The organism is Streptomyces sp. NPDC033216 (assembly GCF_055577115.1).
Genome location: NZ_JBVIQK010000030.1, coordinates 1 through 22,858, shown reverse-complemented (window position 1 = coordinate 22,858; position 22,858 = coordinate 1). Strand labels below are relative to the sequence as shown.

The following is a 22,858-nucleotide window of genomic DNA, read 5'->3' as shown; positions in this document are numbered from 1 at the left end:
TCCTCGCGGTCGACGTGACCAACTGGCTGCGTCCGGATGCTCCATGTAGCCCGGAGGCTGTTCTGTCACGTCTACGGACGCTCGGGTCGCTCCAGTGACCAGTTCATTCCCGGCTGGCCGTATTCGTTCGTGGCCGCGCTGGAGACCGGCCGTACCTCGTGGTGTCAGTTGCTGGACGCGGTCCGCCTCGGTCCGGATGACGACCTCGCTGAGGTCACCGCGGCCCAGGTCCGCCGCGTCGTGGCTGACCTGCTCAGTGGGAGCCGGGCGACCCGGACGTCCTGGTCGTCTTCGACGCCGGATACGACGCCCCGCGCATGGCCTACCTCCTTGCCGATCTGCCCGTCGAGGTACTCGGCCGAATGCGCACGGACCGCGTCATGCGACGGCCGGCACCCACGCTTGACTGATCGTTTCAGAATTAGGTCCGGAGTCGTCTCAAGCAGATAATGCTGCAGGCGAGTTGGAGTAAACCCAGGTGGAGGTCGGCGCTACCTCGTAGCGGATTCGGAGGCGCTTGAACTGGTGGAGCCAGGCGAAGGTTCGCTCGACGACCCAGCGGGTCTTGCCCAAGCCGGAGCCGTGGGCTGTGCCCTTGCGGGCGATCTTCGGTGTGATGCCGCAGGCCCCACGGCGGCGGCCTGTCGCCGGCGTGCGAGCGCGGCGGTCATCGCAGTGGCCACGTTGGCCAGAGCCTGGCGGCACGGACCTTCCAGCCGTCACCTCGGCGGTATAGCTCCGCCAGGACCACGACGGTCTCCCCCGACGTGAAGTCCGGTGCACTGAACACCGCCGGGTGTGCGCCGCTCTGGCTGATCGTCAGCTGAGGCGCTCGGGTGAAGACGGCGCCTGGCTGCAGCGGGTGACCGCAGCACCGTCAACGGACACACCGTCCTGGGCCGGATGGTTGTAGAAGACCGGGTCATGATCGCCGCGAACCTTGCCATCAGGCCCGAGCAGCAGCGCGGACACATCCGCCGAAATCCCCTGCACCGCCACCGACAGCACCGTCCGCGCTGTCGACAGAGACACGTTCTCGCCCTTACGCAGCGACGTCGTCTGCATCCCCGCCCCCTGCTGATCACCGGAGAAGAAACGGTAGTGACCTACACGTGCATCCGCGGCCACTTCGCACAGCCGGCACGCGCATCCGGCCTGCGGGAAACCAGCGATCACTGAACATGACCTGGTTCCAACCGCCTGCTAGCTGGAAAACACCCAGATCAGACCACACACCGAGGTCCGCCCTCGCACGCGCGCCCACCACCCCAGCCACTCGCACCGCTTCACCGCCCTTTCCGCATCAACTTAACCAGAACAGGCCAACCAACCCGTTTCTGATCACAACAACCGCTCCCGGACGGGACTCGCTGCGGGAGCTGGGCATCGAGTAGGCGTGAAGGTCGGCGATCGGCCGGCAAGGGCTGGGCCTCGACACCTTGCCGCTACGGCGTTCGGGAGAATGTCGAACCGGCCTGACACGCAGATAAGGGGCACAGCATTTCCCCTGCGACCCCACTGACACCCACATGCGGCAGGAGGCCTATGCGGTCAACTCACTCGGCTGGACCTCAGCAGTCGTCTCATCTCCGCGATCGCCCGACTGAGACTGGCGCCATTCCTTGACCGCCCGATCCAACAGGTTGCCGATCAGATCACCGAGGTACCACCCCTTCTCGTACGCCATACGCCGCAGATCTTCCCGCTCGGCTTCAGCCAGGGTGATGTACTCCGGGTGGGCGTCCGCTTGCTGATAGCCACAGCACAGCACGCGCATACAGTGGCTCGTGGGCGGCTCGATCTCTCGTGCCTCCCACGGCCGATAGAGGAAACGCGTCATTCCTTCAGCGCACCGCTGGACTTCTTCATGCTTTTCCCGGCGCAACCGTGGCGTGCGCTTTCGTCCGTAGTGATGCTCGAACCACTGGCGCCGAGCGGGTTCGCGTATCTCACGCTGTACCTGGGCTACCCGTTCGTTGATCCCCTCGACGACTCGGAGTGGAAGGGCATGGCGAGCGAAGCCGGCCTTCGGGTGTGCATGATGCAGCTTCATGTCACGCGCCCACTCAACCGCAGACTTCTTCTGCTTCCAGCTATTACACAGGTCACAGGCAGGCACGAGGTTCCACCAGATGTCTCGGCCTGCCCTGCCTGCCAAGGGTGCTTCGTGCTCAAGGGTCTGTGACTGCTGCTGGTCGCAATACACGCAGCGGCGCTCGTGCGCCATCAAGACCATGATCCAAACCCAGAGGGGCTGCTTCCCCCGGTCCTTGCTCAGCACCTCTTCGCTGGCCCCCGCCATCTCCACCCCTCTGTCACTCACTTCGGTGGCATCGTACGGAGTGCCACTGACAGGCAGCCTGGCCATCGCCGCGGTAGCGAATGCCCGGTGCGGACGTAGTACAGCGGTAACTCCCCGGATAGCTGGAGAGCCCGCTTACGGGCACCACGCCGTCGCGACGCTGTGCCGAAGAACACCCGGTCCTGTGCGTGGCCTGCATGTCTACTGGTCCGCCCCGGTGGTCGACGGTCATCTGCCGTGGTGACGAACAAGCCACCAACTCCACCCACCCTGCTGGGCAGACGAGCTTGTTGCGTGGCGGTGGCTCCAACGCCCTGCACCGCATGAAGGACGAACACTGGTCACTGTCCTGTGAGCGATGCCCCCGGCTCCGGCGGCGGTCTGTCTGAGCCGGGGCGAGCACGATAAGGCAATGGCTGTCAGTCCCCTCTGCGATGATGCGGGTGTGACAGGACTAGCGCGGGTTGTGGTGTGGCTGTTGGTGGTTGTGCTGGGCCTGGCAGCGTTGGGGCTGGGCATCGTCGCGATGGTTGCCGATCTCGACACATCTGCCCAACTCGCCACGGTGGCCGGGTCGGTCGGCGGCTTGGCCGCCGCCGCGGTGAGCGGATACTCCTTCCTGCGCCCACCTGCCGCGGGAGGCGCACCCGCCACGACGGCGGCGGGAACCCGGTCGGTCGCGGCTGGAGGCAGTATCGGACGGGCCGTTACCGGCGATCGTTCTCGTCTCACGGCCAGCCCTGCGATGCCGCGGGCAGCAGGAGCTCCTGGGTCGGCGCAGGCCGACGGTGAGCGCGGCATCGCAGCTGCCGGCGAAATCGGCGAGGCGATCACCGGGGACGACGCGCACTCATGAACCGGTGGGGAAGGAAGCCTGAAACGGCACCGGGTTCGCACAGCTCGCGCTCTGACCTCGATCCCGGCACACCGGACGGTGCCGCCTTGGCCTCGGGGACCCGGTCCGTTGCGGCCTCAAGGGATATTGGCATAGCCACCACAGGCGACTACAGCCCCGTGACCGTCGTGATGCACCCACCAGCGCCGCTGCCCACTGCGCTTGCTTCGCTTCCCGTAGCGCCCACGATGCTGAGCGGCAGGGAAACTGAAGTTGCAAGCATCCTGTCGGCCTTGCGTTCCGTCGTCTCGCGTCAGCCGGATCCGGACTCCTCCGGATCCGGCCCGGCAGCCGCCGCCCCTGGCCAGAATGACTTTCCCCCCGTGCTGGTGGCGTCGATCGGGGGTCTCGCCGGCGTGGGCAAGACGGCACTTGCCCTCACGGCAGGGCATGCCGCGACTGAAGCCGGCTACTTCGACGGCAGTCTCTTCATCGACCTGCATGGGTACGACGAGAGCCCGGTGCAGAGTGGTCAGGCCCTGGAGGCATTCTTGCGGGCTCTCGGTGTCGCCCATGACGCCGTCCCTGAGGCAGTTGAGGAGCGTGCAGCGCTCTACCGGACCGAGCTGGCCGCTCTGGCCAGCCAAGGGCGACGCCTGCTAATCGTGGCCGACAACGCCTCGAGCGCCGACCAGGTTCGCCTCCTGCTCCCCGGCGACGGCGCGCACCGACTCCTGGTCACGTCCCGTCACACCCTGGCAACCTTGAACGCGCGGCTCCTTGACCTTGGTGTCCTCGGCCCTCAAGCGGCGGTGGCGCTTCTTCGTCATGCGCTGCTGACGGCCGATCCCACCGACCGCCGCGTCACCGAGGCCGGCACGGCCCTCGAAGAACTGGCGAGCCTGTGCGGTTGCTTGCCGTTGGCGCTGCAGATCAGCGCCGCCCTGTTAATCCTGGAGCCCTGCCAGACCATCGCCGAGCTCAACGCGGAGCTGGCTACGGCCCAATCCAGACTCAGCTTCCTGGACGACGGCGAACGCGCTGTACGCGCGTCCTTCGATCTTTCCTACCGTCGGCTGCCCCCGGATCATGCCGCGCTCTTCCGCCTTATGGCGCTCAACCCCGGCCCCGACATCGGGCTCGGTGCGGCGGCGGTACTCGCCGACCTCCCGCTGCCGGCGGTGCGCATCGTGCTGCGGAGTCTCGTCCAGGCACACTTGCTCGACCGCGTGAACCAGCGCTGGTCGATGCACGACCTCGTGCGCGACTACGCCAGCGAACTCGCGCACAGCGTCTCGAACCCGCCACAGCACACCGCCGCTGAAGGAACTGGCCCGGAGGCGTCGGCACAGGCCCGCCGGCACCGTCGACTGCTGGAGCACTATGCGACAACCGCCATCTCTGCGTGTGCGCGCCTCGGCGTGCAGGCAGCATCGCCTGCTCCAGGCGATTTCACCGATCGGAACGAGGCGCTTGCCTGGCTGGACGACGAGCGGGCCAACCTGACGGGGTCCGTGGCCGTGGCGGCGGACGCCGGACACCACGACATCGCTGTCAATCTTCCGGTGGTCCTCTACGACTACCTCACCTGGCGCGGGTACTACGACGACCTGATCTCCATCACGACGACCGCGTGCCGCATCGCCCACCAGTCCGGAGCACTCGCTGCCGAAGCCGGGGCATGGAACAACCTCGGCATCGCGCTGAGCGAGGCCTCACGCTACGAAGAAGCCTTTCGCTCCTACGATCGGGCACTCAACCTGTTCACTTCGCTGGGCAACGACAACGAGCGGGGCAAGGTGCTCAATGGGATCGGCTTGGCCCTGCGGGAGTCCGGGAGGCCTGCCGAATCCTTGAGGACCCACCAGGAGGCCGTCGCAATACAGCGGGTCACAGGTGACCTACGCGAACAAGCCGCTGCGCTGAACAATCTCTCCCTGGCCCATCAGGATCTCGAGGACTACGCAGAAGCATGCGCGGCGGCGGAAGAGGCCGCCTCCCTTTTCCAGCAGCTCGGCGACACCGCCAACCAAGCAAGCGCCCTCTGCACGACGGCTTTCGCCCTGCAGGCACGGGGAAAGCCCGAGGATGCACGCGCCGCCTGCCGACGCGCCCTCACGGCCAGCCAGGCCGCGGGGAACCCCCTCGTGGAGGCAGCAACCCTGATGACCTGCGCCCAACTGGACAACCTCAATCCCCAACAGCAGATCGAATACCTGCTGCAGGCAGAGGCAGCATGCGAACGCGCCAACGCCGCCGAACTCCGAGCCGCGGCGCTGTCCGGCCTTGGCGTGGCACTCACCACGGCAGGCGAAAGGGATCAGGCAGCCGTCTACTTCGGGCGCGCCCAGGGCCTGCTTGAAGAGCTCGGTCTCACCGAGCAGGCAGCAGAGGTTGACAAAGAGATCGGAGCGCTCCAGTCCTAGCTAGTCCGTGCTCTGCCCCAGTGGCACGGTGAATTATAGGTGTCCGATGAATTCCATCCGAGTCGATGCCGTGTTCCAGCGCCGTGCGGAGTCTCCGGACGGCTCAGCGGGCGCAGAAGGTTGCTGGTGCGGGCCTCGGGCGACGCCGCACCAACCGCCTCGCGCCGTGGGGCTGCCCCACCCACCTGGTGGTCGCCCGGAAGAGTGAAGGGTGGAGTCATGCCTCTCATGCAGCCATTCGCTTCCGACTGGGATCGTCCGGCCTCACAGAACCTCGAACAGTGGAACTGGCTCGCGGTCGAGATAGCCGAGATCCGTCGATGCGCCGAGGCAGGCGACCAAGCACACGACCGCCTTGCCCTCATCCTCCTCGACCATCTTGTCGAGGTGATCATCAGCCGCGAGGTCAACGCCCAACTGGCCTTCCAGCTCCCCGACAGCACCATCGAGGAGATGCGGGAATTCCGTGACAGCGGGGGGCAACTCGATGGGCGTCTGAGTCAGCTGATCCACCAGCATGTAGGCCCGGACCGACGGGCAAAGATGGACAACCATCTGGACCAGAAGACCAAGTTTCTGAAGCAAAGGGGCGTGCTGACAGACCACGAACGCGATGTACTCGACCGGCTGCACGAATACCGCAACGCGGCCTACCACCGTGACACCCTGGAACCGGACCTCATCTCAGACCTCGTACTGGCCTACCGGGTGCTGGCGGACGAACTCTTCCGCCGGCACAAACCGATCGCCTGGACCATGGCATCGTCGGACCCCGCCCCCATGGTGACGCCACAACAGCTTCGCGGCCGCCTGACCGAAGGCGTCGACATCGATCTCACCTCGATGGCCCGCCGGTTCCACGACCACGCTGCGAAGCGAGTCCAGGCTGTCTCCACGGCCGTCGCTTTCGCCCAACAACTTCTCGACTCCAGGAGTTCCAGTGAAACGGACGCGGCACCCCCGGATGACGACATGGCCCACATGCTCACCGGCCTCGGCGACACAGCCAAACACCTGGCGCCCTGGACGAGGCAGGCAGAGGGGTTGAAGTCCAAGACCTCGTCACTCACCGACCTCATGGTCCCCTTCCTCAACCTGGACCGAGCCCTGAGCCGTATCGAACCGTCTGTCAAGCGCCTCCACATGATCCTGGACTGGTGGGAACAGCGTCGGATCGACGACCTCAGAGGCAAGTAGCGCCACGCTAGGAGCAGATCCTTGCGAGCGATGCCGACCTCGCGGGCGGGCTTGACAATGATGCCAGCGGCCTCGAGGTATACCAACACCGGTGGCTGCAGGGGCGAGCCGCAGCCGCTCCGAAACTGGACTCCACGAGACATGGACACCGCCCTGTAATGGATCAACCACCCCACCAAGACCACTCAATGCAGAGGAAGACTCGTCGAACCTGGGCACCACCCGGGGAAACTGACCACAGCTGGCCAACGCCTACTCCACCTGACCAAGCGCCAGCTCAGCACACAGTCCCAACCCTCATCCCTCCGTCACCGAGCCGTAACGACCGGGACTTGAAGCGCTACCCCCACCAGACACCAAACTGATCAGCCCAGGCCAAACCACGACCTACTGATCAGAAAAGCCGCCCCTCGACAGACGCACTGCGGAAAATGGGCCTGGAATGGGCTAGCCGCGCAACGTGGTTCGGCCGCCCAACCGAATGGCTGAAGGGGCAGTGCTCTGACGCGGGCTTCTCCACTTCAGGCGAAGTGGAGAGCAGTCTCAGCCCGGTAATCGATCTTCATCGTCTCCAGGTGGGTCATGACGTCTCGATGTTTCGAGAAAGGGTAAGTCAGCGCGACAAGCCGGCGTGCCCGGGTGATGGCGACGTAGTAGGTCCTCAGTAGCTCGTCGTTTTCGGTGTGGTTACGCGGGTCGGCCCAGGCTTGGAGCAGTTCGGTGACGCTCTGAGGCTTGGGCAGATGGACGAGGACTGCGTCGGCTTCACTGCCCTTGGCCTGGTGAACTGTGGAACTGCGCATGGCAGCGGCAAGCGTAGTCTCGCTGTCGGTGTGGGGCAGGCCGATCAGTGATCCGATGGGTTGGTGCAATTCCTTGGCCGCCAGCGACAAGATTTTGGGTGTTGGCAGCTGGTCTTTTGAGGGCGGGAGCTGTGCTGCGAGGACCGCACGGGCGGTGCTGCGCCAGTCACGGGCTGGCGTCGCATTGACCGGGGGCAGCGCGGTCAGAAATTTTCCCGCCCGGCGGCGCATGGTGGCCTGGGAGATCCCGTGGGCTGCCAGGCTTTCGTCCAGGGTCTCTTCGGTATCAGGGTGCCAGTAGTCGTTGAGCAGTGTGCTGGCGATGGTCAGCGCGTGTTTACGTGCGGCCGCGGGGGCCTCGGCGGCTGCAAAGACGGCTGCGGCCCAGGCAAGTGCCTTGGCGTCGGTGCCCTTGGGGTGGTTCGGTGTGGGGCGGGAACGCGCCTTGGGAACGGCGTCGTTGCGGTAGGCCAGGGCCAGGCAGTCTGTTGCGGCAATCTCCTGGCTCGCGGCATAGCCGACGAAGGCTTCGCTGGCGTCACTGACGTCAAGCAGGCCTGAGGTCTTCCTGCCGTGGCTGCCGTAGGGCAGGAGTAGCAGGGGGAGTGCCGCGGCGTGGTGATCACCTACCGGGTCGTCGGGGATGCTGCGTGCGGTGGGGCGCAAGGTGGCGGCCAGGTGGCACACCGGTGGGCTGCTGCGCCAGTTGCCGTTCAGTTCGAGGTGGGTGGTCAGGTTCTGGGTGAGGGAGTGGAGGTCCTGCGGTCGTGCGTCGTTCCATTCGTAGATGCCCTGGTCGGTGTCGGCGACGAGGACCAGGGGCAGGCCTGCCTGGTGCAGATGTTCGAGGATGGTGAGGTCGAGTTCGGAGCAGTCCTGGGCCTCGTCGATGACAATCTCGAAGAAGCGGTGGCGCAGCAGGTGGGTGACGGACGGGTTTCTGACGTGGTCGAGGGCAGCGATGCGGACCTCGTGGCCGGTCATGTAGCCGCGGCGCTGCCACAGGTCGTCGCGTCGTCGATGGGCGAGGCGGAGGTAGTCCGTTTCGGACAGTTGTGACCTGACCAGGGAACGTGCTGCAGCGGGCCACTGCACTGCGGTCTGCCGGGTGGTGGGATCGTAGCTGAAGCGGAAGGACGACAGCGGTACCTTGCGTGGGCCGACGATGGCGGCCGGTACCTGGTCCCAGGACAGGACGTGTTGCCAGAGCGGGGCGGCGGGCAGGAAGGGACGCACTAGGTAGCGCCACAAGAAGCTGTCAAAGGTGCCGATGAAGTGCGGGAAGGTCGTCAGGTCGGGCCGGTTGCCGGAGCAGCGGTCGCGGAGTTCGTCGGACGCGACGTTGGTGAAGGACAGCAGTGCTCTGCCGGCCCGGCGGGGACCGGGCGGGGTCAGGCAGTGCCGGTCGACGAGGACGCGGGTCTTGCCGGCACCGGGGCAGGCGCGGAGGAACAGCGGTGCCGGGGCGTGGACGGCCTGCTGCTGGCGTTGTTCGGCCTGCGCGCGGCGGGTCTCGATCAGGTTCATCGGCGGCCGGCGTCCACTTCTGCGATCCACCGAATCGCGGCGGCCAGGTGTTCGGGCACGCGGAAGCCGTCGGGCCGGGTGGCCAGACGCTCTGCGAGGCGGTAGGCGTAGTCGCCTTTGGGGAGCTTGTTGTTGCCGTCGGTGAACAGGGTGCCAAAGGCAGCCGCTTGCTCGTCGGGGGTGGTCGCGTCGTCGACTGGTTTCCAGCGGTGTGCCGACTTGGGGCGCAGGTCTAGGAAGACGTCCTTGAGTAGCGCCTTGTTCTCGGGTCGCATCAGTTCGGGTTCGAGTGTGGGTCTGCTTTCTGCAATGCGGAAGCAGTCCTTCGGCACGTCCCAATCCTGCAGGTGCTTGGTCAGGAAGACAGCACGGTTGAAGCCGATCTCCGCGCTCTTGCCCTGGTGCTCTGCGGCAGTGTCGGTCATGGAAGTGGTCGGGAGGGGCGGCTCGGTGGCCTCGTCGTCCGGCTCTGCCGTCTTCTTCGTGGGGTCCTGGTCGGTGATGACGACCACCCGGTCGGCGATGCGTACCCCGTTCACGGCGGCCAGGAGGGCCCGCAGGTAGGGAGTGAAGTCGACTCCGTCGACGGCCACGATGCAGCTGCCTTTGAACACCGCCTTGGCGCGGGCGCGGGCCCGATCGTCCGAGATGGTGTCCAGGACCAGCCGCGCGAAGGCCGGCATCAGCAGTGCTTCGGCCAGTCCCTCGACGAGGATCACGCGGGTCCCGAAGAGCATGGCGCTCTTGGTGATGTCCAGGTAGCGGTCGAGTTTGGCGGGCTCGTGCTGAGTGAAGGGAATGGCCGCGACGGGCACCGCGGCCGTGGTGAAGGCGAAGGCCGCTGCCTCGGAAGGTTGCGGCTCCGCTCCCGGAACAGCGGTGTGCGGCGCGGGGACGGCAGCGTCCCCTGCCGATTCCTGGCGTGCCTTGGCCGCAGGGGCCGGGGTCCGGCGACGCTTGAGGACCACCAGGTCCTTCACTGTGGTAGCGGCGGCCAGCACCGGCGAGTGCGTGGTAATGACCACCTGGATACGGCCCAGCGGCGCGCCCTCGGTCTCCGGCTCGAACGCCTGGGACTGCAGTGCCCGGCTCTTGAGGTGCTCCAGCAGCAGGTTCTGCAGCTGCGGATGCAAGTGGGCCTCGGGTTCCTCGACCAGGAACAACGTCAGGTCGGCCCCGCGTGCAGCTTCCAGTTCGGCCAGGACCGTTGCGATGTAGAGAAGGTTGGCGTAGCCCAGACCGGAGCGGGCGATGTCCTCGACGTCCAAGCCCTCGTCGCTCATGCGGGTCCGCAGCGCCCGGGCGATGGACACCAGGGTGGGATCTGCGAACGACAGCCCCATGTGTTGGGGGTGCGCGCCGGCGGTGAGCAGGTTCAGCGGGTCGTTGATCCGGCTGCGGACAGCCTTGATCTTGTCGTGTTGCTCTAGGTCCCGGAAGTGCTTGGTCTGCTCTTCCTCGAACGCCTTGATCGCCTCCTCGCCGCCGAGTTCGGCGGCGAGGATCAGCCGCAGCCGGTTGCCCGAGCTGGAGGCGAGCTCCTGTTGGGCGTTGCGCATCGGCGGCAGATACACGTGGCGGACCGCGCGGCGTGCCTCGGGCTCCGGGTCGTCCAGCAGCCGCCCCGCCGACCAGACAGGGCGTGGGGCGCGTTCACCTTCGGCCGGGCGGGCGAAGGCCACCGAGTAGCGGGCGTGATTCCCCTGGGGAAGGTCCGGCTCCTCACTCGCGGGAACGCGTGCCTGCAGATGTGTGGCTGCCTCGACGTCTTCCAGTCCCGCGTAGACCGCGGTCAGCTGTGCGCCCCCGTCCGCCCAGGGATGGACATCGTCCGGTTCCCACCAACGGTTGCGCCGCCCGTCGAGCGGATCGGTCAGCAGTCGCAACGCGTCGATGAAGTTCGACTTGCCGGCGTTGTTCTCCCCCACGATGACCGTGACGCCCTGACGCAGCGGAATGTCCATACTCAGAAGCGACTTGAAGCCCCTGGCTTCAACTTTCCCCAGATGCAACTTCTCCCCCACCTTCCCCAGGAGCGGGAGCGTACCGGCCCAGGAAGCACTCCGGGGGCCAATCGGATTTGTTCGGAGGCCATCCTTCCGAACCGGACCGCTGCTCCTGACGCGTGCGCCCTCACCGGCGACGAGTTCGAGGTAGCCGTACTCGTCCTCGTCGATTGGCTGTGCCCTCTTGGCCGGCCGACCGGTGAGTCGGCGCGTTAATTCAAGCGCGGGAGACGCGGGCTACAGCGGTGCCCGGGTCTCGCCGGACGTACTGCTCGATTCGAAGATCTTGGGCTTGTCAGTACCCATCGCGGGGTGCTCGCACGAGGGCCGCCCGATCCCCAGCCCGTGCGTGGTGCCGCGCCCACCACAATGTCGGATTCGACTTCCTTCAGCGTGCCTGCCCGAAGCGGCGACGGTCGGTGCTCACGGAAGGGGACCCGGCCACCCGGTGGGCCGGGCGGGTGCCGGTACCTGCGCCGGTGCGGCCGTCACGGGTCCGCGATCTAGCGGAACAGCTCAGGTACCGGAGCACCCCCGCGTCGGCGGGGGAGGACGCCCGGGTCGCGCGTCGGCGGGGAGGACCACGAAGCTGCTTGATCGTGCGGGCACGTCTTCCCGCCGACGCGGGGGTGCTCCGTCCTGCCCCCAGCCTGTCGCCATGGTTTCGCCACTGGCGGAGCGGATGATGGGCGGGAGCTCCCCGTTCTCCCCACCGACGCCGGGGGTGTTTCGCTGACCGAGGTGGGCTTCGCGCGAGTACGTCCGCCGCCAGCGGCCGTGCGCGGCACGCAGCCGTTTCCGCTCCGCCGGCGGCACCACCGCAGACGCTCTATCGCGATGCGTACGGATAGCGTACGCATCGCGTATGTGTCCCGTACGAGTGCATGCGCGTCGCTATCGGTCCCACCTGTGTTCCGGCCAGTGCCCGGCCCCCGGGGTCCGTGCGCCTGCGGCCGCTGTAGGGACGTGAAATTCTTCTCTACCGTCGGTAGAGGAAGGCGGTAGAGTCGGTGTATGGCAGCAGACGAGACGAGCATCAAGGTGAGCGCGGCCGCGCGGGACCGGCTGGCGCGGTTGGCGGCCGAGCACGGCACGACCATCCGCAGCCTGGTCGAGGAGCTGGCGCAGAGCACGCCGACACAGGCCGAATACGCCGAGCGTGCCGAGTTGGCCCGCGCCGAGCTGGCCTCCGCCCTCGGCAGTGCGCCGAGTCCGGAGGCGGAGGCGAAGGCCCGTGCGCTGCTGGAGCGCCTGGGCGGGGCGCAGCACGGCTCGCAGACGGCCGCGTAGTGGCGGCGATCTCGGTCGTTTTGGACCACACCACCGCTACCGCTCTGTACGACCCGAAGGACCCGTTCAACGAAGCGGTCGCAGCGTTCTATGTCCAGGCTTCCGGCGGATTGGGCAGCCTGTACGCGCCGGTGCTGTCCCTGACAGCTGGTGACGTCGAGCGGCCCGGCCTGCTCAGTTACATCAAGGGTCTGCGGTTCATCCGGATCGAGGCGTTCGACACCGACGCCGCGGTCACCGCCACCGAACTGCTGCGCTTCGGGCACTCCTGGGCCGCCGTCCATGCCATCCACGCTTCCAGGCCCTCGGCCGCCCATCCGGCCGGGCGGTTTCTGCTCACGCTGACGCCCAAGGCGTACTCGGGCACCGGCGTCCAGGCCGTTCACCCCGGCCAGTAGCCACCGGCGGCGCTTGCATGCTCGCTCCAGCCCGCCGCGGTCGGAACGGCGAGCGCGGCCGTGGCGGCCGTGAGAGTGGCGAGAAGACGCACAAGCGGGTCCCTTTCGAAGAACCGGACCGGTCCGGACGCATCAGCGGCCGGTTCACCCTGGCGCGCAGAAAGTCGGACCGCACCGCACGCCGCCCGGATGACCGAGCAAGCCTCCCGGCTACCGACAACTGCAGGCTGTGCCGCGGCCGGTCGTAGGTTCAGCCCGCCTGGGACCAGCCTGCGCCCGGCTCCCGGAACCCGGTGGCGTGCTGGCCGTGCTCGGCGCGCGCACTCTCCAGCAGACGGCGCCAGGAGGCCACCGTCGGCCGGCGCTTGAGCAGGGCCCGGCGTTCCCGTTCCGTCATGCCGCCCCAGACACCGTGCTCGATGCGGTGATCAAGGGCGTGGGCGAGACACTCGGTGCGCACCGGGCAACCCGTACACAGGGCCTTGGCCCGGTTCTGGGCCGCACCCTCGGCGAACAGCTCCTCCGGATCAGCACTGCGGCACACTGCCCGCGCACTCCAGTCCTCCTGGTCCCCGACCCTCATGGCCCCCGTCCTCCGCCCGGTGCGACCCCGCCGTCCTCCCCCCGGGCAGGCGAAGTGCGCACACGCTACGACACACGCACGGGACACCGGATACCCGTCATCCCACGGCCAACCCCAACGAATGAAGGGGACTTGACGCGCACCCCTGCACCTCCCGGCATCGGCTCGCAGCCCAGCAGAGTACGAATGGTCAGGAGCTGGAGATCGCCTTGAGGGGCAGGATCGCGGCACCGTCTGCCGCCCAGGGGCGGCACTGAACCGTCCTCATGCCTGGGACGCCTGACCGGCAGAGCATGCTTGTGATCCTCAGCCCGTGCGTGGTGCCGCGCCCGTCGCGATGTCGGTCCGACGTCCTTCAGCGTGCCTGCCCGAAGCGGCCGCGGTCGGCCCGCTGGGGCGTGCGGCGCGAGCGCCGTGCGGGTGCCGCGGAGGGTGAGGAGAATCCGCTCGCCACGCCGGCGGGCCGGGCGGCTGCCGGTACCTGCGCCGGTGCGGGTGCCTCGGCGGGCCGCTGGGTGGAGCGGGCCGGGCGGGCGGCGTGGGCCAGGACGGTGGCGTTGGGGATCAGCGGGGCGCAGGTCTCGCAGACCTCTTCCACGCTCCAGACCCGGCGGACCGTAGCGTCATGGCGCAGGATCATCACCACGGCGCCCGCGCAGTGCGTCCTGGTGTCGGGGTGGGCGCCGCACTGGTGGGAGCCGCAGTGGCACCAGGCGTTGGGGCGGACGGTGGCCGCTCTGGCGTGCGCGGCGGCATGCCGGGCGGCGAAAGCACGCAGGGACGCGAGGTCTTTGGACGGGGTGGCATCCGGCAGGCCTCGGTGGTGCAGGTGACGGTCGCGGAGCGGTCGCTGTACCCCTGGAGGCGGACCGTCCAGGCCCGCCCGGGGATGCGCTCGGTGGTGGATTCGCTGTACACGCTCGTCACGGCCGTCCGTTCCTGGGTGCTCAGTTGCTCGCTGATGTGGCTCCACTATGTGCTACCCGCATACGGATCGGTCAGCCGATTTCCGCCGCAGCCACGTCGGGTCGCAGGTGCTGAACCGGGCACCGGTGCCGGTGTCCAGGGGCGGATCAGAGGGGTGGACTGGCCGGGCGCCGTGACCGTCACAGGGCTCCGGCGTCCCGGGCCGTCCAGACGCTCGGGTAGATCGGCCGGAAACCGAGCCCCGGCGGATGCGCTGGTTGGACATGATTTGGAGCCACGGGTCGGGGTCCGTGAGCTCGTGGAGCCCGGCGAGCACCTCGACGCCGTTGAGCTGGTGCAGCTCGACCGTCGTGACGGGGGCGTCATCGGCAATGTTGTAGATCCGGCCGGCGATGCCCGGCGCGTAGAGCAGACGCATCAGGCCCTGGGCGACGTCCGCGTGGTGGGCCATCTGCAGGCGCTGGTGCGGCGCCCAACGGGATGCCCAGTGCAAGGAGTCGGCGAGGTGCGGGTCGCCCTCGCCGTAGACGAAGGGGAGCCGTCCGATGCGTACGTCCAGGCCCTTGAGCGCGAGCAGTTCGCGCTCTGCCTCGGCCTTGGACTCGGGGTAGGCGCCCCACATCGCACCGTCCGGCCGCGATGCCCCGGGCGGAGGGCGTGCTGTCCCGTGCGGCGGATGCTGAGTGCCCGGACCTGCGGGTCTGGCCGCCGCCGGTGTGTTGGCGATCTTCAACTTCCACGCCACGACGAAGTCGACTTCGACGTCGACCTGCGGGAGTTGCAGGGCCAGGACCGACTTGATGTGCTCTGCGGCTTCCTTCGGACCGGCTCGGGCAGTGCGGAGGCTGCGGAGCGGCGTCACCGTCTTCCTGGGCTTGTGCCGTCTGCTGGACGGACCGGCATGGCTGCGTACGATGCCCCGAGCTCACGCAGGGGTGACCAGCGGCCGCGGCGATGGGCTGTCGGCGACAGGTAATGGGGGCAAGGGTGAAGACGAGGACGATGTCCATCGTTGTGGGGGTGTTGGTGGTGGCCGGCGCTGGCACCGGGTGTGGCAACGACGACCCCCCACCAGTGCGTTCAGACGGGATCCACGTGCACCTCGTGGATGTGACGGGGGACGACGTTCGCTCGTGGGTGGCCAAGTCGAAGCAGATACCGGAAGGAACCAAGAACCTGGTATCGGCATACGTGGGGCGTGCCAAGGTATCTCCAGGTTTCAAGGGCTGCGGCCTGGCCGAGAACGAACACGAACCCGAGTTGGAGGTGGAGGTCAACTTCCCCAAGCTCTCAAACATCGATACGAACGGGCTAATGGAGCAAAGAGATTGGGCCGGGGACATCCTTGACGCACTTGAGGCATTTGCTCACACCTTTGAACCGGGCCGCTTTGTCGAAGACGGAGGGTGGTTCGACTTCTCTGGCAACCGGTGGGTATCGGAAGAGCCGAGTGGGGGCGGGGAGTGCTCGGGCGCCATCTCTCTGTGGGGGTACTCCTCACCTGCCGCCGTGAACGTGGGGGTCGACTACGAGCAGAGCGCGAACCGGCCCGTGGCATGACCGATCGGCGGCGAAGATCTCCAAGGCACCGCTGCGAGGTCCAAAGGCAGGGGGGTTCTGCCTCGTCGGCCATCGTCAGGCAGGGGCATTACGTCGGCGTGGTCCAAGGACTGTCCCACTCGTGGGGAACGGCGTCGCAGACGGTTGCCGACTGGCCGTGGGTCAACGCGGGACCGGTCGCCCATGCCGTGAGGGTGATGACGTCGTTGCTGGTCAGACCGCAGCTGGATCGACTCGGTGTAGTAGAGCGGGCCGCTGTGATGCTCGTTCCCCCAGGCGCGATCCGCCTCGGTGATCTTGTCGTCGATCCGGGCGAACACCCGGCCTTCACCCACGCGACAATTCCGGCGTCTCCCAGGCCACACCGTCCCGGGCTCGTCCCGCGGCGAGGGCCAAGAGATGAATGGCAGCTCAGGCAGTCCCAGGACCGGTCGACGACAGCGTTGGCTTCATCCTCCCAGGTAGTAGTCGCCCACCTAAAATCAAAGGCAACGTCCAATGCTTGGCCGTGAACCGGGTTGAGTCACACCCGCAGCGGCTTCACCAGCTTGTTCGGCAGTCCCCACTCAGCCAGCCGACGCCGTTCGGCAGCCTCCCAGCGGGGTGTCAGAAGCCGGTGCGTCTACAAACCCTCGGGCCGTCGATGCGGCTTCGCGGCATAGGATGCAGCGGTCCGCCCACATCCACCAACGGCACTGGGTGGGGGCCGTTGGCGCCGGCCGCGGACTCCCGGACCGGCTGCTCCGCCACGGGAGAAGCGCTCTGCCCCCGCGGAGTCAAGCAGCACGTTCGTAGACAGTGTCGGTCCCGAAGACCTCGTCGAAGGGGATAGCCAGCCGGCTGTCGACCAAGTGGTAAGCACCGCTGGTGGGACGCAAGGCATGGAAGGTGTCGTAGAGAACTTCCGCGGGCGTCAGGACACGGAGGTCGCCTAGGACGTAGTACAGCGGAACGGGCGCATGGACGCCCATGAACTGCAGGCCTGCCAGGGCGCATTTGTGGGAGATGGCGTAGTTGCAGGAGGTGGTGCTGGGCATGCGTGCTTTGGCGTCTATGGTCACGAGGTCGCTGCCGCGGGCTGCGATGAGGTCGGGGAAGTAGCGCAGCGCCGAGGGCGCGTGGCGCAAGGCCTGCTGGATGGGGGCCGGGTAGGTGCTCTGTCCGCAGGGGTGGACGGTCCAGCCACGTGCTTCGAGTGCGTATTTGACGGTGCGTTCGTGCTGGTCTCCGATGGTCTTTCGTGCCAGCCAGTCGGTCACTGGTGCGCCTCCTCGTCTGCGGCTCTCTTCGCGTAGTACGAAGTGCCACTGTTTTGTATTACCACGGTAGCGGCTATGATGCCGCCATGCCGGAGTACGTTGACCCACGTTTTCGTCCCACGCTGTGGCCGGGATCCGCCATCCCGATCCCGCCTTTGAAGCGACGCATCAAGAACGTGCGCGTCGACAACGACTGGATCCTGTGGACTCCCGCTCCCTTCGAGGACCGCACGTCGGTAGAGCTGCCCGAGGACTTCTACCTGCGTGAGCTGATGGAACTGCCGCCCGGCGACCTCGAGGGCGCAGCCCGGATGATGGCGGCCTACGGCCCCCTCTTCGGCATCGACCGCGACGACCTGTCCCTCGACCGCGAGGACGTGTACGAAAAGCTGCAAGACATCCCCGAAGCTGGTGGCGATCAGCAGCCGCATCCGTTCGGTGTGCACCGCGAACTGGTAGCCATCTATGTACGGACCGCGCAGGACGCGATCAGAACGTGGCTGGCCTGCCAGCGTGAGGGCGGACTTGAGGAACTTGTCCGACCACACGTCACCGAGGAGACACTCACCGACCTTCGATCACAGACCCAACACCGCGAGCAACCCTGGCCACACTCGCTCGAGGAACTGCAGGAACTCCTCATCGACGCCGAACTCACCTCGCTCCAAGAGGTGTTGAACCGGGCTCTGGGCCGCTTCAGCATCGGCATCGGTGATCTTTCCGACCGCTACCCCACCGTCTACTCCGTGGCGTTCCTGCAGCTGTACAACCACCTCGTCGAAGGCGCGATCGTCCACCACTGCGCCAACGAAAGGTGCGGCCGCGCCTTCGTCCGTCAACGCGGCCGCGCCGCATACCGCCAGCACCGCACCACTGGAGTCAAGTACTGCTCCCGCGAATGCGCCCGCGCCCAGGCACAGCGCGAACTCCGCCGACGCCGCAAGCAGAAACTGGGCAATTCCTGAATGGGCCAGGCCTCCGGATGCGCCTGTCGCCGCTCGGCACTCGGCAGAGCGCATAAGGCGGCCGATGCCCTGGTGAATGCTGTCCAGGTCGCCCAGAGATGACCTAATTAGGCACTTATACCAGGGAATCGCCTCGCTCCTCACGCCGCACGCTGACGCGCTGTATCACCCAAGGCCGAGCAGCCGCTCTGCACCATCGGCATGCCTTCACCCGAGGCCTGGACCGCAACGTCGATGCCGTGATCGCCAGGCTCACGCTTCCGTACCGCAACGGCCCCGCCGAGGGCCCTCAACACCCACGGTGCCCCGTAGAGATGCATGCGCGATCTCTATCAAGGCCAACTGACCAGAGGACTGACGGCGTTGCCGGGAAGAGGGGGTGTCGGTGCCGTCTGGTACAGCTGTTGGCATGACACTGACGTCCCTGCAGCGGGCACCCGCGAACCAACTGCTGCTGGATCTCACCCACCAGCTCGCCGTCGCAGACCTGCTTCAGCCCTGACAGATCAGCCCGGTCGCTCACGCACGGCCGCATCAGAGGTGTGCGCTGGGACCCCATCCGGACACGACGGGCGAGGCCCCATCGCCGGGGTGGGTTCTCAACAGCTGTGGGCCCACGTGTGGCACACGAGCACGGCGCCAGCCGCATTCGCAGAGCAGCTGAGCGACGGGTAGCCATCGACCACGGGCACGGGGGCATGCGGTCTCCGACGGCGTTACTCACACCGACGGAAGGCGGACGATGGCCAGCAGGGAGTGGATGGTGACGGCAGCGGGAGGACGGGCGCCGGACTTCGTGCCCACCTGGGTGCAGCTGCTGATCTTCGCCGTGCCGATGACGATCGTGGCCGTGGTGATGTACCGGCGCAACAAGTCGTAGCGTCAGGTCGCGGCTGTTCCTGGCCGTGGCTGCGCTCGGTCAGCGGCTGGTCCGTGATGCAGCCCCGGAGCCGAGGTCCTCCGACATGCCTCGGCTCCGCCGCCCCGGTGCCGACCGAGGCCCTCCATGCCTGGCACTCGCTCAGGCATTCGCCCCTGTCGAACGTCGCTGACACACCGATTACGACCGTCACAGTCAGGTCCGCAGAGGCGAAGGACCGTCTGGTCGCTCCGGTCACCGGTGATGATCGCCTCCTTCCGATCACCGAAGGGGATGCTCATGCTCACCACCTTCCGAAGCGCCGTGGCCGCAGCCATCATCGCCGGTACGCTGCTAGGCGGTGTTGGGGCCGTCGTCTGTGAGCCGGCTGAAGTGCCCTACCGAATCGACGATCCACAGCTTGAGCGTTCGGTCGGTGCCCGCTGCGGCCAACAGTCCCCGGCGGAGGCTGTTACGTGCGCTGCTGCTCACACGTACCCCGTGAAGGGCCAGGGGCAGGTCCTTTGAGATGAAGAGAGGGAGAGCAGATGGTTCCTGCCCACGTCCGCTGCGCCCCGAAGCCCTTGCCTCTCCCCCGCACTGTCAGGTGGAGCGAGCCGACTGCGCCAGGAGATGATCCCGTGCGTGGCGGAAGAGACGGGTATGGATGCGGGCGACGCTTGTGCATGGGCTGAGCGGCTGGGGTGGGCGTTCGGGCTCATAGCGCAGGATCCGGCTGCGCGAGGTGTAGCGCTCAGACATCTGGCGCAGGCTCAGCGGAAGGTCACGGACGCGCTCGCCCGGTCCAATGAGATGTGGCTGCTGACGCGGCCCCTGGGGGCGGATGAGCAGTACCGGGAGCCGGCCTTTGCGCAGGCGCGCCGCAGGCATGAGCAAGCCCAGCAGCGTTCGCTTCCTGACGGGGTGTGGGGTGGGCCTGTGGGCGGGGATCTGGCGGCGTGGCCGGGGTTGCCCTATGTGTTGCTGTTCCTGGAGTGGGAGGCGAGGTATCCGCGGGAGTGGACGCAGCATGCGAAGGCGTGGGGTACGAAGCAGAGCCTGATCCGGCAGGTGGCCCGCGCCGGTCAGGAGGAGGCGCTCAAGGCGAAGCTCACCGACCTGGTCGAGATCGTCGTCCGCCGGGCGTATCGCTGCAAGGACCGCGAATACGTGCAGGTCGCCCGGGCTGTCGACAGCGCTGACCTGCGCGGCAGGCTCAATCGGGCAGCCGGTTCGGACAGTCCATGGGCCCGGTGTCATGCCGGGTACGTGCTCTGGCTCCTCGACCGCCCCGACCTGCCGAACACCCGTCGTGTCTGGCAGACCTGGCTGTCCGGCGAGGCCGCGGCGTTGCGCTGACTCGGGGAATGATGCGGGGAAGGTTCCCGTGATCATGGAGTTTTCTATGCCCCTCACCCGCCGGGAAGACGGTGCCCGCCGCCGCATCGTCCCTGTGTCCGCCTGTCTTTGACCGGCTCCGCGAGCAGTCCGACGTCGGGCCCGGGCAGGTGCTGGCTTGTTGGAGCGGCCGGCTCAGGTACCGGGTCGGCGCGGCGTGCGCCATGCTCTGGCCGTCGTGCTCACGTGGCCCGCGTGCGCGACGGCGGCCTGGCGCAGCCGCGGCGTCGGCGCTCTGCGGCTGAGCGGCGTCAGAACATCGCTGCAGCCCTGCGTGGGCCGGCTGACCACAGTCGCCCGTACGGTGACGGGGACAGGAGAAGATGCCCCATGGATGCCCGCATACCCCGCCTGCGCCGCAAGCTGGCCGCGATCCCGTTCCAACCACTGCGCAGCCACTCCTTCGGAGAGGAGCAACACACGTTCCGCCTCGGCCCCAGGCTGGCCGAGGCACGCGTCACTGCGTTCGAGGCCGAGCACGACATCGTCCTGCCCGACGCCTATCGGCAGTTCCTCATATACATCGGTGGCTCAGGCGCGGCGCCGTTCTACGGCCTCCTGCCGCTGAAGCGGTGTTTCCTATTGGTCATGAATCCGCGCGGGGAATCAGGGGCGCCCCGCGGCTTCGACGACGCAGGACCGGGGGCACACGAACGCGACCTCTTCCTCCACGTCATCGAAATGGGCTGCACCGACGTCTGCGTCATCGCGGTGACCGGTCCCCTCACCGGCCGCGTCCTCACCGGGAACAGCGACGGATTCTGGGGCCCCGACGTCTCCTCCGCCGCCGACTTCCTCGACTGGTACGAACGCTGGCTCGAGCACATGAGCGCCAGCCGCGACAACCGGGCCCTGGAACTCACTTCACCTCGGCTTCGCGCCCATCCCGACCGGCATGACATGGCTCCGAAATTCTGACTCTCCGTAACAGCGACACGGAACGAGAGACAGAACCCCTGGAAGTGAACAAAGCCAGCCGCCAGGGGTCTGTCAAACGAGCGGTGTAACCGGGGTTGAAGGTTACTGACGGGCTGCGGAGAGGCGGCCGTCGAAGGTGATGTCGAAGACGTTCAGCGCGGCCTTCCAGCGCATGCTCCAGCGGGCCTGGCCCTTGCCCGTGGGGTCGAGCGACATGATCGCCATGTAGAGGCACTTCAACGCGGCCAGACCGTCTCCACCGCCTCGGGCAGACCCTTGAGCCCGTCGCAGACCAGCATCAGCACATCGCTCACGCCGCGGTTCCTGATCCCGGTGAGGATGTGCAGCCAGTGCTTGGCGCCCTCGCCGTCACCGGCCCACAGCCCCAAAATCTCCCGCCGGCCCTCGGTGGTCACGGCCAGAGCCACGTAGATGGGACGGTTGGCCACCGCACCGTCGCGGATCTTCACCTGGATGGCATCGATGAAGACCACCGGATAGACGGCGTCGAGAGGCCGGGTCTGCCATTCGGCCATGCCCGCGAGCACCTTGTCGGTGATGGTGGAGATGGTCTGCCGGGAGACCTCGGCGCCATAGACCTCGGCCAGGTGCGCCTGCACCTCGCCGGTGGTCAGGCCCTTCGCGGCCAGCGAGATGACCATCTCATCGACGCCGCTCAGGCGCTTCTGCCGCTTCTTGACGATCTTCGGTTCGAAGGAGCCGCCGCGGTCGCGGGGCACGGTTATCTCCACCGGTCCGACATCGGTCAGGACGGTCTTGGAGCGTTTTCCGTTGCGGGAGTTGCCACCGTTCTTGCCTGCCGGGTCGTGCTCGTCATAGCCGAGGTGGTCGGTGATCTCGCCCTCCAGGGCGGACTCCAGCAGCCGCTTGGTCAGCTGCTGGCAGCAGCCCGCCCTCACCGGTCAGCTGCAGACCCTCGGCCTGGGCTCGGCCCACCAGCTCGTCGATCAACTGGTCGTCCACGGCCTTTGCCTGCACAGCCTCCACCGGCTGTACAACCCTCGGATCCGGACACGCTCTCACTGGTCATCGGTGCAACTTCCATGATCAGGAGTTACACCGAACGTCTTACAGCCCCGCGCAAGCTCACGCGCGTGTGCCGGTTATGGCGGCAGGCCCCCTCTGCGAGCGGGGGGTCTTCTCCCCTACCTTCCTTACATCGATAGTGCGGGGGTCGACAGCCTCTCCGGGGGCGCCTTCTTGGTAGAGGCCTTCGGGTTGGGCGTCGCGGTCGTGTGGGAGGAGGAAGAAGACGCGGCGGCGGTAGAGGCCGCTGTCAGGGTCGGCTTCGGCGTGGTCGTCTAGTTCGGCGTAGCCGACCATGCGGCCGTCGCGGGCGTAGCGGGGTTTGTTGCGGCGGCGGGGGGTCTTGTCGAGGGCTTGGCGGACGTAGTCAAGGTTTTCGGGGTCTTCCAGCCACACGACGTGTGCTTCGTGGGTGAGATCGCCCTCGGTCAGTAGCGAGCTCATAGCTGGTTGCCCTCCTTGGTGTGCGGGGCTGGATGACGGTCCGCCTCGTGGTGTGGTGTGCCGCCTGTTGTAAAGCTTGCCCTGGCGGCTTCATGGTAGGCCGGGCCGGTGAGG

General features: G+C 67.2%; 19 protein-coding genes and 5 pseudogenes. 12 read left to right on the top strand and 12 right to left on the bottom strand.

Translation table 11 applies throughout. The features are described from left to right. Positions 1-36: 36 nt before the first annotated feature. Positions 37-410 (top strand): annotated as a pseudogene (locus tag ACZ5Y0_RS32890) (transposase). An 11-nt stretch (positions 411-421) separates the two neighbouring features. Here ACZ5Y0_RS32890 and ACZ5Y0_RS32885 read toward each other — a convergent pair. The 3 genes and pseudogenes from ACZ5Y0_RS32885 to ACZ5Y0_RS32875 all read right to left on the bottom strand — a co-directional run. Then, positions 422-639: pseudogene (locus ACZ5Y0_RS32885) on the bottom strand (transposase); the annotation flags it as partial. Between the two features lie 180 nt (positions 640-819). Next, positions 820-1,176 (bottom strand): TerD family protein, encoded by a 357-nt coding sequence (locus tag ACZ5Y0_RS32880; protein ID WP_469132314.1) that lies wholly within the window; start codon positions 1,174-1,176, stop codon positions 820-822. Positions 1,177-1,543: 367 nt separating this feature from the next. Next, positions 1,544-2,323: a hypothetical protein gene (locus ACZ5Y0_RS32875; protein ID WP_469132313.1), complete on the bottom strand. Its 780-nt coding sequence runs from the start codon at positions 2,321-2,323 to the stop codon at positions 1,544-1,546. Between the two features lie 391 nt (positions 2,324-2,714). Here ACZ5Y0_RS32875 and ACZ5Y0_RS32870 point away from each other — a divergent pair, with 391 nt between their 5' ends. The 3 genes from ACZ5Y0_RS32870 to ACZ5Y0_RS32860 all read left to right on the top strand — a co-directional run bounded on the left by ACZ5Y0_RS32870 (position 2,715) and on the right by ACZ5Y0_RS32860 (position 6,760). Beyond that, positions 2,715-3,158, top strand: coding sequence for a hypothetical protein (locus ACZ5Y0_RS32870; RefSeq protein ID WP_469132312.1), 444 nt, complete (start codon positions 2,715-2,717; stop codon positions 3,156-3,158). Positions 3,159-3,316: 158 nt separating this feature from the next. Further along, positions 3,317-5,563, top strand: coding sequence for a tetratricopeptide repeat protein (locus tag ACZ5Y0_RS32865; RefSeq protein WP_469132311.1), 2,247 nt, complete (start codon positions 3,317-3,319; stop codon positions 5,561-5,563). 219 nt (positions 5,564-5,782) lie between these two features. Beyond that, positions 5,783-6,760: a hypothetical protein gene (locus ACZ5Y0_RS32860; protein WP_469132310.1), complete on the top strand. Its 978-nt coding sequence runs from the start codon at positions 5,783-5,785 to the stop codon at positions 6,758-6,760. Between the two features lie 521 nt (positions 6,761-7,281). On the opposite strand, the gene ACZ5Y0_RS32855 is transcribed toward ACZ5Y0_RS32860, so the two are convergent. Together ACZ5Y0_RS32855 and ACZ5Y0_RS32850 are read right to left on the bottom strand one after the other, a co-directional pair. Beyond that, on the bottom strand, positions 7,282-9,090 hold the full coding sequence (locus ACZ5Y0_RS32855) for a UvrD-helicase domain-containing protein (RefSeq protein WP_469132309.1): 1,809 nt from the start codon (positions 9,088-9,090) through the stop codon (positions 7,282-7,284). After that, the gene (locus tag ACZ5Y0_RS32850; protein WP_469132308.1) at positions 9,087-11,114 is read right to left on the bottom strand and encodes an ATP-dependent nuclease; all 2,028 of its coding nucleotides are present in this window, start codon (positions 11,112-11,114) and stop codon (positions 9,087-9,089) included. Before ACZ5Y0_RS32850 ends, ACZ5Y0_RS32855 begins: the two co-directional genes overlap by 4 nt. 996 nt (positions 11,115-12,110) lie before the next feature. On the opposite strand from ACZ5Y0_RS32850, the gene ACZ5Y0_RS32845 reads away from it, so the two are divergent. After that, positions 12,111-12,386, top strand: a complete 276-nt coding sequence (locus tag ACZ5Y0_RS32845) for a hypothetical protein (protein ID WP_469132307.1) — start codon at positions 12,111-12,113, stop codon at positions 12,384-12,386. Continuing rightward, complete coding sequence (locus tag ACZ5Y0_RS32840; protein WP_469132306.1) at positions 12,386-12,784, top strand: PIN domain-containing protein; 399 nt, start codon at positions 12,386-12,388, stop codon at positions 12,782-12,784. The genes ACZ5Y0_RS32845 and ACZ5Y0_RS32840 overlap by 1 nt, the downstream gene beginning before the upstream one ends. 250 nt (positions 12,785-13,034) lie before the next feature. On the opposite strand, the gene ACZ5Y0_RS32835 is transcribed toward ACZ5Y0_RS32840, so the two are convergent. The 3 genes and pseudogenes from ACZ5Y0_RS32835 to ACZ5Y0_RS32825 all read right to left on the bottom strand — a co-directional run. Next, positions 13,035-13,367, bottom strand: coding sequence for a WhiB family transcriptional regulator (locus ACZ5Y0_RS32835; protein ID WP_469132305.1), 333 nt, complete (start codon positions 13,365-13,367; stop codon positions 13,035-13,037). 355 nt (positions 13,368-13,722) lie between these two features. Next, positions 13,723-14,007, bottom strand: a complete 285-nt coding sequence (locus ACZ5Y0_RS32830; RefSeq protein ID WP_469132304.1) for a hypothetical protein — start codon at positions 14,005-14,007, stop codon at positions 13,723-13,725. Between the two features lie 466 nt (positions 14,008-14,473). After that, positions 14,474-14,937 (bottom strand): annotated as a pseudogene (locus ACZ5Y0_RS32825) (NAD-dependent epimerase/dehydratase family protein); the annotation flags it as partial. Here ACZ5Y0_RS32825 and ACZ5Y0_RS32820 point away from each other — a divergent pair. Then, positions 14,934-15,270: pseudogene (locus tag ACZ5Y0_RS32820) on the top strand (hypothetical protein); the annotation flags it as partial. The pseudogenes ACZ5Y0_RS32825 and ACZ5Y0_RS32820 overlap by 4 nt on opposite strands. A gap of 26 nt (positions 15,271-15,296) precedes the next feature. Continuing rightward, the gene (locus tag ACZ5Y0_RS32815) at positions 15,297-15,854 is read left to right on the top strand and encodes a hypothetical protein (protein ID WP_469132303.1); all 558 of its coding nucleotides are present in this window, start codon (positions 15,297-15,299) and stop codon (positions 15,852-15,854) included. 776 nt (positions 15,855-16,630) lie between these two features. Here ACZ5Y0_RS32815 and ACZ5Y0_RS32810 read toward each other — a convergent pair. Beyond that, on the bottom strand, positions 16,631-17,113 hold the full coding sequence (locus tag ACZ5Y0_RS32810; RefSeq protein ID WP_469132302.1) for a hypothetical protein: 483 nt from the start codon (positions 17,111-17,113) through the stop codon (positions 16,631-16,633). Positions 17,114-17,199: 86 nt separating this feature from the next. Here ACZ5Y0_RS32810 and ACZ5Y0_RS32805 point away from each other — a divergent pair, with 86 nt between their 5' ends. The 4 genes from ACZ5Y0_RS32805 (at position 17,200) to ACZ5Y0_RS32790 (ending at position 21,253) form a co-directional block, all read left to right on the top strand. Continuing rightward, entirely contained in the window at positions 17,200-18,078 is an 879-nt protein-coding gene (locus tag ACZ5Y0_RS32805; protein ID WP_469132301.1) for a hypothetical protein, read from the top strand. Positions 18,079-18,820: 742 nt separating this feature from the next. Beyond that, positions 18,821-18,958: a hypothetical protein gene (locus tag ACZ5Y0_RS32800; protein WP_469132300.1), complete on the top strand. Its 138-nt coding sequence runs from the start codon at positions 18,821-18,823 to the stop codon at positions 18,956-18,958. 624 nt (positions 18,959-19,582) lie between these two features. Then, entirely contained in the window at positions 19,583-20,296 is a 714-nt protein-coding gene (locus ACZ5Y0_RS32795) for a hypothetical protein (protein ID WP_469132299.1), read from the top strand. Positions 20,297-20,665: 369 nt separating this feature from the next. Beyond that, entirely contained in the window at positions 20,666-21,253 is a 588-nt protein-coding gene (locus tag ACZ5Y0_RS32790) for an SMI1/KNR4 family protein (protein ID WP_469132298.1), read from the top strand. 102 nt (positions 21,254-21,355) lie between these two features. On the opposite strand, the gene ACZ5Y0_RS32785 is transcribed toward ACZ5Y0_RS32790, so the two are convergent. The 3 genes and pseudogenes from ACZ5Y0_RS32785 to ACZ5Y0_RS32775 all read right to left on the bottom strand — a co-directional run bounded on the left by ACZ5Y0_RS32785 (position 21,356) and on the right by ACZ5Y0_RS32775 (position 22,744). Further along, positions 21,356-21,478 (bottom strand): hypothetical protein, encoded by a 123-nt coding sequence (locus tag ACZ5Y0_RS32785; protein WP_469132297.1) that lies wholly within the window; start codon positions 21,476-21,478, stop codon positions 21,356-21,358. Positions 21,479-21,495: 17 nt separating this feature from the next. Then, positions 21,496-22,261: pseudogene (locus ACZ5Y0_RS32780) on the bottom strand (IS256 family transposase); the annotation flags it as partial. A gap of 99 nt (positions 22,262-22,360) precedes the next feature. Further along, entirely contained in the window at positions 22,361-22,744 is a 384-nt protein-coding gene (locus ACZ5Y0_RS32775) for a DUF6009 family protein (RefSeq protein WP_392121095.1), read from the bottom strand. Positions 22,745-22,858 lie beyond the last annotated feature (114 nt).